Annotated in this window: 9 protein-coding genes and 3 pseudogenes; 8 read left to right on the forward strand and 4 right to left on the reverse strand. The window is 72.0% G+C overall.

Going from position 1 to position 12,796, the window contains the following annotated elements:
• The first annotated feature begins 162 nt into the window (after nucleotides 1–162).
• Together AC6I72_RS32615 and AC6I72_RS32620 are read left to right on the forward strand one after the other, a co-directional pair.
• On the forward strand, nucleotides 163–1,005 hold the full coding sequence (locus AC6I72_RS32615) for a hypothetical protein (protein ID WP_498005059.1): 843 nt from the start codon (nucleotides 163–165) through the stop codon (nucleotides 1,003–1,005).
• Nucleotides 1,002–3,923 carry a M48 family metalloprotease gene (locus AC6I72_RS32620; RefSeq protein ID WP_498005060.1) on the forward strand — a complete coding sequence of 974 codons (2,922 nt, stop codon included), beginning with the start codon at nucleotides 1,002–1,004 and terminating at the stop codon, nucleotides 3,921–3,923. The genes AC6I72_RS32615 and AC6I72_RS32620 overlap by 4 nt, the downstream gene beginning before the upstream one ends.
• 127 nt (nucleotides 3,924–4,050) lie before the next feature.
• On the opposite strand, the pseudogene AC6I72_RS32625 reads toward AC6I72_RS32620, so the two are convergent.
• A pseudogene (locus AC6I72_RS32625) lies at nucleotides 4,051–4,473 on the reverse strand (LysR family transcriptional regulator); the annotation flags it as partial.
• Nucleotides 4,474–4,649: 176 nt separating this feature from the next.
• Between AC6I72_RS32625 and AC6I72_RS32630 the strand changes: the two are divergent.
• On the forward strand, nucleotides 4,650–5,384 hold the full coding sequence (locus AC6I72_RS32630; RefSeq protein ID WP_498006412.1) for an SDR family NAD(P)-dependent oxidoreductase: 735 nt from the start codon (nucleotides 4,650–4,652) through the stop codon (nucleotides 5,382–5,384).
• 3 nt (nucleotides 5,385–5,387) lie between these two features.
• Here the strand turns inward: AC6I72_RS32630 and AC6I72_RS32635 are convergent, their stop codons facing one another.
• Nucleotides 5,388–5,834 (reverse strand): GntR family transcriptional regulator, encoded by a 447-nt coding sequence (locus tag AC6I72_RS32635; protein ID WP_498005061.1) that lies wholly within the window; start codon nucleotides 5,832–5,834, stop codon nucleotides 5,388–5,390.
• A gap of 50 nt (nucleotides 5,835–5,884) precedes the next feature.
• Here AC6I72_RS32635 and AC6I72_RS32640 point away from each other — a divergent pair, with 50 nt between their 5' ends.
• From AC6I72_RS32640 to AC6I72_RS32660, 5 genes and pseudogenes are all read left to right on the forward strand, one after another.
• Nucleotides 5,885–6,019, forward strand: coding sequence for a hypothetical protein (locus AC6I72_RS32640; protein WP_498006413.1), 135 nt, complete (start codon nucleotides 5,885–5,887; stop codon nucleotides 6,017–6,019).
• Nucleotides 6,020–6,056: 37 nt separating this feature from the next.
• Complete coding sequence (locus AC6I72_RS32645) at nucleotides 6,057–7,313, forward strand: MFS transporter (RefSeq protein ID WP_498005062.1); 1,257 nt, start codon at nucleotides 6,057–6,059, stop codon at nucleotides 7,311–7,313.
• Nucleotides 7,314–7,324: 11 nt separating this feature from the next.
• Nucleotides 7,325–8,788 (forward strand): bifunctional 3-(3-hydroxy-phenyl)propionate/3-hydroxycinnamic acid hydroxylase, encoded by a 1,464-nt coding sequence (locus AC6I72_RS32650; protein WP_498005063.1) that lies wholly within the window; start codon nucleotides 7,325–7,327, stop codon nucleotides 8,786–8,788.
• Nucleotides 8,785–9,612 carry an SMP-30/gluconolactonase/LRE family protein gene (locus tag AC6I72_RS32655; protein WP_498005064.1) on the forward strand — a complete coding sequence of 276 codons (828 nt, stop codon included), beginning with the start codon at nucleotides 8,785–8,787 and terminating at the stop codon, nucleotides 9,610–9,612. The genes AC6I72_RS32650 and AC6I72_RS32655 overlap by 4 nt, the downstream gene beginning before the upstream one ends.
• Nucleotides 9,609–11,612, forward strand: a pseudogene (locus AC6I72_RS32660) (acetoacetate--CoA ligase). Before AC6I72_RS32655 ends, AC6I72_RS32660 begins: the two are co-directional and overlap by 4 nt.
• On the opposite strand, the gene AC6I72_RS32665 reads toward AC6I72_RS32660, so the two are convergent.
• Entirely contained in the window at nucleotides 11,604–11,942 is a 339-nt protein-coding gene (locus tag AC6I72_RS32665) for a nitrilase-related carbon-nitrogen hydrolase (protein WP_498005066.1), read from the reverse strand. The pseudogene AC6I72_RS32660 and the gene AC6I72_RS32665 sit on opposite strands and share 9 nt — an antisense overlap.
• Nucleotides 11,891–12,781, reverse strand: a pseudogene (locus AC6I72_RS32670) (amidohydrolase family protein); the annotation flags it as partial. The gene AC6I72_RS32665 and the pseudogene AC6I72_RS32670, both read right to left, overlap by 52 nt.
• Between the last annotated feature and the right edge of the window lie 15 nt (nucleotides 12,782–12,796).

Consider the following 12,796-nt stretch of genomic DNA (forward strand, 5'->3'; position numbering starts at 1 on the left):
GGAGGCGCTCGACGCCGGGGCGATTCACGTCAACCGGTCTTCGCCGTAAGCGATTTCGGCCAGCCGGACCTCGTCCTGCATTACCTTGGACCTGGTGCACGGACGGACGTGACAACGGGGGATGTGATGAACGGGCGACCTGAAACGCCTGCGGGCACACCGGTGCGAGACGTCGTCCGGGGCATCGTCGGCGAGCTGGCGCCGCATGAGCTGATCGTGCTCGATGCCCTCCTTCTGGTGGACGACGACACCGCGTTGCGGCGGCTCGCGCGCGATCGGCACCGGGACCCCCTGGGATTCGGGCTGGGCGAGGCCGCGACCCTGCTGACTCCCGTGGTGTGGATGGCCCTGGACGAAGCGGCCCGGCAGGTGGTGTCCGCCACCGTCGCCTCCGCCGGCCGGCGGGCACGTCCGTGGCTGCGCCGGATCAGGCGCCGGCCGGCAGAGCCTGCGCAGTCCCGTCTGCTCCCGCCGTTGACGCCCGAGCAACTGGAAGCCGTACGGTCGCGGGTGGCCCGGCTCGCCGTGGAGAGCGGGCTGGAGCGCGAGGCGGCCGAGGCACTCGCCGAACGGGTCGTGGCCCGGCTCGTGCTACCCGCCGAGCCTCAGCCGGACGACGAGGCCGAGCCGGGACCGGAGGTCGACGCCGAGCCGGGACCGGAGGACGACGCCGAGCCGGGACCAGAGGACGACGCCGAGCCGGGACCAGAGGACGACGCCGAGCCGGGACCAGAGGACGACGCCGAGCCGGGACCGGAGGACGAGCCGGGACCGGAGGACGACGCCGAGCCGGGACCAGAGGACGACGCCGAGCCGGGACCGGAGGACGAGCCGGGACCGGAGGACGACGCCGAGCCGGGACCGGAGGACGACGCCGAGCCGGGACCGGAGGACGACGCCGAGCCGGGACCGGACCATCGCGCACCGCACCGGGTCTCCCCGGCAGACGACGGTCCCTCGGCCGGCCGCGCAACGGACCGGGGTGAGCGGGGCGGCCGCGCATGAGCCCCGGCCCCGGCACGGAGAAGGACACGGACACGGCGTCGTCGCCCGGGCCCGGGCGTATGGACGAACGCCTCCTCGGCGCCGGTACCGGGCCGCGGTTCCTCCTGCTCATCCTCCTCTTCGTGACGAGCAGCGCCACCGTGGCGTCGGCCGTCTTCCACTCGCTGACCGACCCCCGCAATATCACCTCGGGCTGCGCCCTGGCCTCCGGATCGGACCCGCGGGCCGATTTCCTGGGCGCGAGCCTGGCCACGCTGCGATCCGACAGGGCGTTCCGCGCATGTGTGGACCGCTTCGTCCCGCATGCCTCCCCCTGGCCGGTGCCGGCCGCCGTCGTGGCACTCGTGCTGGCCGCCGGCGTCCTGTACTGGACGCTGCCCAGGTGGAAGCAGCGCGGCCGCAGGCTCGTGCCCGTCGCGGTGATCGACCCGCACGGCGAGTTGCGCGCCGTTCTCGACGAACTCGTCGACGTCGCCGGCCTCTCCCGGCGGCCGCGCTTCGTCGTGTCGCCCGCGGCACGCACGGCGAGCGCCGTGGTCTTCGGACGGTGGCGGCGCCACGTCGTCTGCCTGCACGGCGGCCTCGTCGCCATCCGTGACAGCGACGCGCGCAGGTTCCGCGCCGTGGTCCTGCACGAGCTGGCGCACCTGCACAACCGGGACGTCGACATCACCTACGCGACGGTGGCCCTGTGGCGTGTCTTCCTGTTCGCCGTCCTGCCGGGTTACCTGGTCTGGGCGGTGCTGGCCCTGCGCGACGCCCTGTCCTCGGCGGTCTTCGGTCCTCCGTCGCTGGTCGCCACCTCGCGCGACGTGGCGTCCACGGCGGTGCTCGTCGCCCTGGTCTTCCTGACGCGCGCCGACATCCTGCGCACCCGCGAGCTGTACGCCGACGCCGACGCCATCCGGTGGGGGGCCGACCCGGCGGGCTGGGGCGGGGCTACCGAGCCCGCGGCCCCGGACCGTGGCAGGCTCGGCCGTGCCGCGCGGGCTCTGGCTGCCGCGTGGCGGAGTCATCCCGGCTGGGATCTGCGCAGACGGGCGCTCGCCGGTGCGGAGGAACTGTTCCACTCCTCCGCGCTCACCCTGTTCCTCACCGGGGCGACCGCTTCGATCTGCGCCGGACAGCTCCACGGCTTGGGGGCCGGGTGGGTGGTGCGCCTGGCGGCCGCCGCGGTCGCCGGTCTGATCGCGACGACGGTCGCCGTGAACCTGTGGCGTGCCGCGGCCCGGGCCGTGCTGACGGGCGTTCGCGCGCCCTCCGGACTGCGCGCCGGGTGGTGGCTGGGGGTGGGGCTCGTCCTCGGGGAGGTGCTGACCGGCGGTGTCTCCGGGTGGCGGGTACTGCCCAGACACCCGGAGGTGTTCACACTGCTCGTCGTGATCAGCGTCGTCGTCACCTGCTGGACGGCACAGTTCGCCGACCTCGCACTGCGCTGCTGGCGGGGAAGCCGCCTGCGGCCGGCGTTCGCCGCGGGGCTCACGGCGACCCTGGTCACCTTCGCCCTGACCTATGACTGGTGGCAGAGCAGCGGCAGGATCTTCGCGGCCGGCTGGCCGTTCTCGGAGCCCGCGATCCGCGCGGCACTCCAGCACGACCTGCCCGGCCCCGCGCTCGGCGCGAGCACGCTCACGGTGATCGCGGTGGTGCTGTCGGTCGTCCTGCCGTGGGAGCAGGACCCCTTGCTGTGGGCGGTGACGACCCTGTGGGTGCTGCCCCTGCTGGCGTGGGGAATCGGGGCGGCGAACAGCGCACCGGCGTGGGCGGTCCGTGCGCTGCCGCCGGAGGAGGGCGCCGTCTGGCGGGCCGGGCGGCTGCCGTCGTTCCGGCGGCTCGCGGTGGCCGCGGGCCTCGGGGCCGGCGGCGCCTTGCTGGGGGTCGTGGTGGTGCTGGCCCGCATCCACGCCGTGCGGCCGCCGGTCGGGCAGCCGCTGGGGCAGCAGGCCCTGCTGGTGGTGGCCTGGCTGTTCGTGGTGCTCGCCGCAGTGGTGGTGGCCACGGCGGCGGTGACCGGCTCGGTGACACCCCGGCTCCCTGTGCCGGCCGCGGCCGTGGCCGCCGGGACGGCGGGACTCGCCGGCGTCACCGCCGCCTTCCTGCTGCTGTCGGCCGACGGCTGCGTGAGCCCCCTGGCCACGCTGGGCGCCACCTGCGCCTGGTTGCCGGGGGGTGCCTGGCCGTTGACCGAACTGCTGCTGCCGCTCGTCCTGGGACTGGCGTTGTTCGTCTCCGTCGTCACAGCCGTGGTTGCCACGGCGGTACGCCGGTCGCGGCGCCGGCCGCGCCCGGACACCGGTGACCGCGGCCGGCGCACGCGCCTCCGGCCCGCACGGGACGCAGGCCGCACCCGCGCCCCGGCCCGCAAGGCGGCTGTGGCGGCCGTCTGCCTGACCGCGCTCACCCTGATCACCGCGGCGAGCCTCCCCGTCGGCACCGGCACACCCTCCGGCGCGCGTACTTCGCTGACCCGCCAGAACCTGGTACCGGCACAGGACGCCAGACCCTCCGAGGAGGTGCTCGCCCTCCAGACGGACGCCTGGCTGCGCCTCGGCGGGAGAGAACTGCTGGTCAAGATGACCGGTGAAGTCCTGCACATCATGACGGCCCTTCAGGACGACAGGGCCTTCACCGACCGCGGCTATGCGGCCCGCGTCATACGCCCGCACTGCCTGGGCCTGCGCACGGCCGCGCAGCGGCTCGGCGCGTACTTCCCCGTGCCCGATCCCGACATGGCCCGGCAGCAGCCGACCCTGTCGGCACAGGGCAGGCGGATCGGCACGAACTGCCGGCAGGCCATCGACGAGGGCAAGCGTGACCTCTACCTCACCAGCATGAACGACGTCCTCACTCTCTCCGAGCGGCTGAGCGGCGTCCTGCGCGAAGTGACCGCCCAGGCCGATCGCCACCCGGGCCGGTGACCGGCCCGGGCAACCGCCGGAAGGGCGCCGGCGGCACCGGACGCCGGCCACGCGCAGCCCCAGGAACCGCGCCTCGCCACCTGTCGCCGTCCGTACCGGGGGCTGCGGATGTCCGGCAGGCTCCGAGGCCGTCGATGAGTCCGCCCCCAACTGGGGCGGGGCCGCTGAACAGGATGTGGACCCGCCGGGCGTCGGGCTCGTGCGCGTAGCCGGCCAGGATGGGCGACAGTAGACCGGCGTCACCGCCGGGCTTGAGTACGAGCCTCGGGTGAGCCTGGGTGTCGCCGGCTCGTCGGGCGCTGCGGGCAGCAGCACCGATCGCGTGAAGCGCGGGTCGACCGTGTTCCTGGAGCGCCTTCCCGGCCGGAGTGAGTTCGACATGGGGGCCGGTGCGGAGGAACAGGGGGACGCCGAGCCGGGTTTCGATCCGGCGGATCGCCTTGGACAGCGCCTGCTGGGCGATCGAGAGCCGGACGGCGGTCCGGCCGAAGTGCAGCTCGTCGGCGACCGTGAGGACGGGCTCGAGTTCGCGAGTCTCCGGATCGACGATGCCTCCAGGGTATCGCTGAGTGTCGGACTGGTCTTGGACACCGACGTCGTACGGCGTGAGCATCTACCCATGAACACTGATTCAAGGGTCGATCCGCTCGATCCATCCACATCGGTCAGCCATTCCGACCAGTATCCAGTGGGCATCAAACGGACGGGAGTGTCGTCGTGATCGGCATGCCCGGGAAGGCCGGGCTGGTCACCGGAGCGGGCAGTGGAATCGGCCGCGCGACGGCGATCGAGCTGGCCCGGTGCGGCGCGTCGGTCGCCGTACTCGACATCGACGAGAACACCGCGGCCGAGACCGCTGAGATGATCGTCGGCGACGGCGGGAACGCGTTCGCCGCCGCCGTCGACATCGCGGACGAAGGTTCCGTGCGGGCGGCCGTCGAGCGCACTGTCGCCGCGTTCGGCGGCCTCGACTTCGCTGTGAACAACGCCGGGATGTCCTCGCACCGGAAGCTCGACCAGACGAGTCTGGCGGAGTTCGAGCGCGTGGTTCACGTCAACCTGACCGGGACCTTCCTGTGCATGAAGTACGAGCTGCCCCGGCTCACCGCCGGTGGCGCGATCGTCAACATCGCCTCCAGCGGCGGCCTGTACGCGATCCCGCAGGCCACCGCCTACGTGGCCGCCAAACACGGCATCGTGGGTCTCACCAAGGTGGCTGCGGTCGACTACGCGCCGGAGGGAATCCGGGTCAATGCTGTCTGCCCCGGACCGACCCGCACGCCGGGGTTCGAGAAGTTCGCAGGTGACACCGGCATGATCGAGCGGCAGGAGGCGATCACGCCGCTCGGCCGGCTGGCAGCACCGGAGGAGGCCGCGGCGGCGGCGGTCTGGCTGTGCTCGGGCGCCTCGTCCTACGTCACCGGGATCGCGCTGTCGGTCGATGGAGGACGGCGGGCATGAGGGTCATCTCTCCTCCAGCATCAGTGCGGTGGTGAGCTCGATGTGCTCGCGCAGCGCTTCGGCCGTGCCTTCGGCGTCCCGCGCGATGGCCCGTTCGCAGATGAGCTTGTGTTCCGCCGGGACGTCCCGGGGGCTGTGCTCGGTCGGAGTGCGGGCCCAGCACCGGTACACCTCGGCGGAGTCACGGAGTTGGGACGCCACCTGGCGCAGGTGGAGGTTGGGACAGCCCGCCAGCAGGGTCTCGTGAAAACGGGCGTGCGCGCTCAGCCATGATTCGTTGATCGCGCCGTCCTCGCCGGCGAAGGCCGTGCGCGCGAGGTGGTGGTGGGCGGCGATCAGGTCGGACTCCCACGCGATGGTCCCGTGTCTGACGGCCTCACGGACCACGTGCGTCTCGATGACGACCCGCGCGCCGGTCAGGTCTCGCAGCGCGGCCGGGGAGACCGCCACGACCCGCCGCGCTCGCCGGCGCCGTCCTCGCCATCGGCGCCGACGCCATCCTGTTCGCCGTCGACTACCCCTTCGAAGACACCGCCGAGGCCGTCCGGTTCCTCGAGCAGGCGCCGGTGAGCGACGCCGACCGGGCCAAGATCAGCCACGGCAATGCCGAGCGGTTGCTGCACCTGAAGCCGTGACCCTCGAAGACGAACTCAAGGGCAAAGGAGTCCGTCCGTGAGCACGCCACCATCACCGGGGCCCGCCTCGTCCCTGCCGTGGAGAGGCATGGCGATCGGGCTGGCCGTCATGACGCTGGAGGGCTACGACCTCGTCGCCTTCGGTGCCACGACACCCATGCTGCTCCGTTACGAGCCGTGGAACCTCTCTCTTTCCGCAGTGGGTCTGCTGGGCAGCCTCACGCCCATCGGGATGCTGTTCGGCGCACTGCTGGTCGGGCAGGCCACCGATCGTTACGGGCGACGGCGCACAACGCTGCTCAGCATCGTGCTCATCTCGCTGGGAATGGCCGTGTGCGCGGCGGCCGTCGACCCGGAGATGTTCGGCGCGGGCCGGCTGGTCGTGGGGCTCGGGGTCGGTTCGGCGTATCCCGCCATGGCGCCGCTGATCTTCGAGCTCGCACCGGTGCACCGGAAGAACCTGGTGTTCGCGATCGTCCAGTGCGGAGTCACCGTCGGCGGTTCGCTGGCCGCCGCCATAGCCAACGCGTTCCTGCACGGAAGCGACTTCCGGCTGGAGTACATCGCGGGCGCCACCGCCGGGCTGGTGATCCTGCCCCTGGCCTACCGCCGGCTGCCCGAATCGCCGGCGTACGAGGGGAAGCCGTCACGAAAGGCGGCACGGGACGGTGGGATGCGCCTGGTGCTGCGGGCGCCGTACCTGGGCACGACGATCCTCTTCTGCTCCATCGTCTGCTCGTTCCTGCTCATTTTCGGGATGAACACCTGGCTGCCGGAGCTGATGCAGGCGGCGGACCATCCGCTGGGATCGTCGCTGACCTTCCTCATGCTGCTCAACGTGGGCGCGACCATAGGCGGACTCGCCATGGCCCTGCTCGCCGATCGCGCCGGGTCGAAGGGAACGATCATCGCGTCCTTCCTGATCGCGGCCGCCGCGATCGCCGCCCTGAGCATCAAGTCGGCGCCGACGGTGCTCTACCTGGTCATCATGATCGGCGGCGCGGGCGTGCTCGGGGTCCAGGGGCTCATCAACGTCTACCTCGCACACACCTATCCGGTGCGCGCCCGGGCAAGCGCGATCAGGGTGGTGCTGGGCATCGGCCGGATCGGCGCCATCGCCGGCCCGACCCTGGGCGGCTGGATACTCGCCGCCGGCTTCGCGCCGCGATGGAACTTCGCCCTCTTCGCACTTCCGGCACTCGTCGGCGCCATCCTCACCGCCGCCGTCGGCGCGCGGAAGGTCCTTGCGCACCAGCCGGAAAGCCGCATCCTCCGAGCCGAGCCGAGCCGATGAAAGAGATCACTATGGACACGTACGACGTCGCGGTCGTGGGCTGCGGGCCGGTCGGCCTGACCCTCGCACGGCTGCTCGGCCTCAAAGGGCTGCGCGTCGCAGCGATCGACCCGAACCGCATCGCCTGCCACCATCCGCGGGCGACGCATCTCGACGACGAATCGATGCGCACCCTGCAAACGCTGGGGGCGGCCGATCTGGAGCAGCGATTCCTGCGCCAGACCGGCTGGGTCCTGCACGGGCCGGACGGCGCGCCGTTCCTCGAATTCGCCCACCCCCACGAGACGTCCGGTCAGGGCTGGTACACCGACTACCAGTTCCACCAACCCGACTTCGAGTCCCGGCTGCGGGGCCTGCTCGCCGGCGACGACAACGTCGACCTGTGGTTCGGCTGGACGGTCACCGCAGTCGGCCAGGACGCGGACGCCGTGACCCTCACGGTGGCGGACCGCGCGACGAGCCGGGTGACGGAACTCAAGGCCGCCTATGTGGTGGGAGCCGACGGGGCGAACTCGTTCGTCAGGCAGGCCATGGACGCCGGCATCGAGGACCTGCACGGTACGCAGCGCTCGCTCATCGTCGACATCCATCCGTTCCAGCACCCGCCGGCCCTTCCGGAGACCGCCGGTTTCATCCTGTGCGAGGGGCAGCGCCCCATCACGTACGTGCCGGTCTTCCCGCCGATGCTGCGCTTCGAGTTCATGCTGCTCGCCGAGGACGACGCCGCCGAACTCGAGCGCCCGCAGGCGGTGTACGACGCGCTCAGCCGCTGGATCGAACCGGGCAGCTACCGCATCATGCGCACCGATACCTACGAGTGGCACGCCAGGCTCGTGCACGGCTGGCGATCGGGGCGGCTCCTCCTCGCCGGCGACGCCGCACATCAGATGCCACCGATGCTCGGACAGGGCATGTGCTCAGGGTTGCGGGACGCGGCGAACCTGGCCTGGAAACTCGCCGCCGTCATCCAGGGCGCCGACGACAGCCTGCTCGACACGTACGAGAGCGAACGTGCCCCGCACGTACGGCCCTACATCGTCGAATCCGCGCGGCAGTCCAACCTCATCGAGGCCTTCGGCACCGGCGCGGTCCCGCCGCATCCGAGCGAACCCCGGGCTCTCGCGCCACTGCGGCCGCCGCTCGGGCCCGGGCTCGCCGGGGAATCGGCCGGACTCGCTCCCCAGCCCCGGGGCGCGGGTGGCGCGAAGCTGGACGACGTCACCGGCTACACCTTCGCCGTCGTCGGCGAAGCGGCCGTGGCGGCCGACACCGCCGAGCTGTGGCAGAGACTCGGTGTCGTGGTCACCCCCGGCACCGGCCCGGCCGTCGATGCCTGGCTGGCGGCGAACTCGGCGACGGCGGCCATCATCCGTCCGGACCGCTACACGTTCGCGCTGGCCCGTGACGCCGAGGAGCTGGAGAAGGCGACAAGGGAACTGGCCCGCATCCTGGCGTCCACGGAGGTGAGCGCATGAAGCAGTACGCCACCGGTATGGCCTGGGGTGAGGGTCCGCGCTGGCACCAGGGTGCCCTGTGGCTGTCCGACACCCAGGGCAGCAAGCTGTGGACGGACCACGGCGGAAGCTGGGGAGCCACGGGATTGAACTCGCCGTCCAACGGGCTGTGGTTTCTGCCCGACGGCCGGCTCACCGCCGCCATGATGCACGAGAAGCGCATCGACGTCTGGACCGGTGACCGCTTCGACACCTACGCGGATCTCGGCGCACTGGCCACGGGACCGCTCGGGGATCTCGTCGGTGACCCCCAGGGGAACCTGTACGTCGACGACGTCGGCTTCGCGGCGCACGCCGGTGAATCACCCCGGCCAGGACGCCTGCTGCGGATCGCCGCGGACGGTTCGGCCACCGTCGCCGCCGAGGGCGTCGAGTTCCCCAACGGTCTCGCCCTCCTCGACGACGGCCGTACGCTGATCGTCGCCGAAACCGACGCACGGCGGCTGACGGCCTTCACCGTCGACGACGACGGAAGCCTCACCGACCGGCGGCTCTACGCCGACATCGCCACCCTGGTGGGCAGCGACGCCCGCCCTGACGGGATCTGGGCGACACCGCGCGGCATCTGGGTGGCGACCACGACCGGACGCACCCTGGCTCTGGTCCGGGACAACACGCTCATCACCGCGATCGACACCGGCGCGGCGTTTCCCATCGCCTGCTGCGGCGACGGCGCGGGCAGGCTTTTCGTCACCCTCGCAGGGACCGGCGGACGGCCACTGGCCGAAGCCCTCGCGGCGAAGTCCGTCGCGACCACGGTCGCGGTCGTCCAGGAGGCGCCGTGACCGGGCACCAGCTGTGGGCCCCGCGGCCGGACGAGGTGGAACGGGCACGCATCACCGAGTTCGCGCGGTACGCGTCGGGACGCACCGGCCACGACCTGACGGGCGGGTACCGGACGTTGTGGGGGTGGTCGGTACGCGATGCGGACGGCTTCTGGTCAGCGGTGTGGGACTACTTCGGGCTGCCTGCCCGCCCGCAGGCGCAGCCCGCGTTGGCGGCCGAGGCCATGCCGGGCAGCGTCTGGTTCCCGGGAAGCACACTGAACTACGCGGCGGAGGTGTTCCGCGGCCGCGACGATGCCGGCGTCGCGGTGGTCGCGGTCACCGAGGACGGCGCACCCGTCGAGGTGAGCTGGGCTGAGTTGCGCCGCCGGGTCGCCTCGGTCGCAGCGTCCCTGACAGCACTGGGCGTCGCGCCCGGGGACCGGGTCGTCGGATACCTGCCGAACTCGGTGGAGGCCATCGTGGCGTTCCTGGCCACCGCGAGCCTCGGCGCCGTCTGGGCCGTGTGCGGCATGGACTACACCGGCTCGGCCGCGCAGGCCCGGTTCGCGCAGCTGGAGCCGACGGTGCTGATCACCGCCACCCGCGCCGTGCATGGTGGGCGCCCCGTCGATCGCGGTGCCGACGTGGCAGCACTGCGCGCCGCGCTGCCGACCTTGACCGCGACCGTTGTCATCGATGACGCGGCCCCGGTGCCCGGAGCCGTCTCGTGGTCGTCGGTCACCGGCGGCGACGCGGAACTGGCCCCCGCGCCGGTGCCGTTCGATCACCCGCTGTGGGTGCTGTTCTCGTCGGGGACCACCGGCCGTCCCAAGGGGATCGTGCACGGCCACGGCGGCGTGGTGCTCGAGCAGCTCAAGCATTCCGCGTTCCACCTGAACCTGCGTGCGGGAGACCGCCTCCTCTGGTACACGACTCCGAGCTGGATGCTGTGGAACTCCCTCGTCGGTGCTCTGCTGGTGGGCGCGACCGCCGTGTGCGACGACGGCAGCCCCGCCTTTCCCCGCCCGGACACCTTGTGGGACCAAGCCGCCCGCCTGCGTGTCACCGTGCTGGGCACCAGTCCCGGTTACCTGGGGGCCTGCCGCAGAGCCGGTGTCCGGCTCGCCGATCACGACCTGCGGACGCTGGCAAGGGTCGGAGTCACCGGGTCGTTGTTCCCGGCCGAGCTGCACCGCTGGCTCGCCGGGGAACTCGGGCACCGGGTCCAAGTGGTGCCGAGCAGTGGCGGAACCGATGTGGTCACGACCTTCGTCAGCGCGACGCCGATCACGCCGGTGTGGGCAGGTGAACTGGCGGTGCCGTGCCTCGGGGTGGCGCTCGACGCGCTGGCAACCGACGGAAAGCCCGTGCGGAATGCGGTCGGTGAGCTGGTCGTACGACGGCCGATGCCGTCCATGCCGGTGTGGTTCTGAAACGACCCCGGCGGCGCCCGCTACCGCGACGCCTACTTCGGCACCTTTCCGGGTGTGTGGCGCCACGGCGACTGGATCACCATCACCGACCGCGGTTCGGTGCTCATCCACGGCCGGTCGGACGCGACCTTGAACCGTCACGGGGTGCGCATGGGAAGCGGCGACATCTACGGGCCCGTCGAGGCGCTCGACGAGATCGAGGAGGCCCTCGTCGTCGGCGTCGAGCAGGCCGACGGCGGCTACTGGATGCCGCTGTTCGTGACCACGGTCGACGGGTGCGCCCTGGATGAGGCGCTGCGGCAGCGGATCGACGTGTCGATCCGGCGCCACGCTTCCCCACGGCATGTGCCCGACGAGATCATCGCGGCACCGGGCATCCCGCACACCCGTACAGGCAAGAAACTGGAGGTACCGATCAAACGGCTGCTGCGCGGCGACGCCCCGGAGACGGTCGTCGACCCCGGCAGCGTCGACCGGCCAGGCCTCATCAGCTGGTACCACGGGATCGCCCTCGCGCGCCGTACCGAACCCGGTGCGGAGCACGGGCCAACCGGTCAGGCCGTCAAAGGCGCCTCATCAGGATGAGTGGACGTCAGAGGCCGTCGGCGTGCGCGGACGCGGCCGCCGGACGGAGAAGCCCAGCCGTTCGCAGACCCGCCGCAAAGCGTCGGAGATGAGCGCCTTCCCGCCGTCGGGGGCCGGTGTGAACATCCCGGTCACGAGCGTCACCTCGTGGGCGGCCGCGAGGGACTCGACCTGACGGGCCCAGGGTCCGTCCAGTGGCTCGGCCGCGTCGGCGACCGGGCCGGAGAAGGCGCACATGGCGGCCTCGGGGAAGACGACGACGTCGGCGCCCCGAGCGGTCAGATCGGTGATGGTGCGCAGGTTCTCCTGCGGGTCGGCGGTGCTGAGCATCTGGGCCAGGGCTGTACAAGGACGATGTCCAGGTCCGCGTCCCCGATGGCGTGCGTGCAGATCTGCCATCCGCAGCGGTGTGCCTCGACCATGTAACGGCGGATCCGCTCGGGTTCGTGCTGGAGCAGGCCGCTGTTGCCGGGAGCGTCGTGGTAGTCGCAGCACATCGCCGCGGACCGTCCGGTCAGTGAGCCGTCCGACATCAGCTTCGTCGGTCCGGTGCGCAGCCATTCGTCGCCGAAGCCGGTGCGCAGACCGAGGTCCAGTCCGTACCAGGCGGCGCCCGGCTCGAAGACGCCGCAGTCGTGCAGTGCGGTGATGTACGGCATGACGGTCATGCGGACGCCGAGCTCACCACGTTCTCGCACCCGCATGCAGGCGTCCAGGTCGGCCGGGCCGTTGCCGAGGCCGTCGGTGACACCGATGCCCGGTTCCGTCACGCTGGTCAGTCCGACCCCGAGGGCGGCCCGTGCGCCGGTGGCGATGTTGGCGGTCCACTCCGCGACGGGCTCGGGACGCAGCGCCCGTTCGACGAACTGCATCGCCGTCTCCTGGAGCAGTCCCTCCGCCCGCCCCGCCGCGTCGCGCACGAGGTGGCCGCCAGGCAGGTCGGGCACTGCGGCCAGGCCGCCGAAGCCGGCCCGCCGGAACGCCTCCGTGCTCGCCACGCCCATGTGGTGCGAGGTGTGCACGAGCCACACCGGGCGGCCTTGTGCCGCCTTGTCCAGCGCCTCGGCGGTGGGATGGGCGCCGACCTTGTCCTGGTCGTAGCCCGCGCCGAGTATCCAGGCCCCCTCGGGCAGCGTCGCGGCCCGCACGTCCACCACCGCGTAGAGCGCGTCGAGGCTCGGCGT

The sequence above is a fragment of the Streptomyces sp. Xyl84 genome, from assembly GCF_059731885.1.

Coding starts and splice junctions, on each gene's coding strand:
- AC6I72_RS32620 (WP_498005060.1), top strand. CDS start 1,002: ATGAGCCCCGGCCCCGGCACGGAGAAGGACACGGACACGGCGTCGTCG.
- AC6I72_RS32630 (WP_498006412.1), top strand. CDS start 4,650: ATGCCCGGGAAGGCCGGGCTGGTCACCGGAGCGGGCAGTGGAATCGGC.
- AC6I72_RS32650 (WP_498005063.1), top strand. CDS start 7,325: ATGGACACGTACGACGTCGCGGTCGTGGGCTGCGGGCCGGTCGGCCTG.
- AC6I72_RS32655 (WP_498005064.1), top strand. CDS start 8,785: ATGAAGCAGTACGCCACCGGTATGGCCTGGGGTGAGGGTCCGCGCTGG.
- AC6I72_RS32665 (WP_498005066.1), bottom strand. CDS start 11,942: ATGCTCAGCACCGCCGACCCGCAGGAGAACCTGCGCACCATCACCGAT.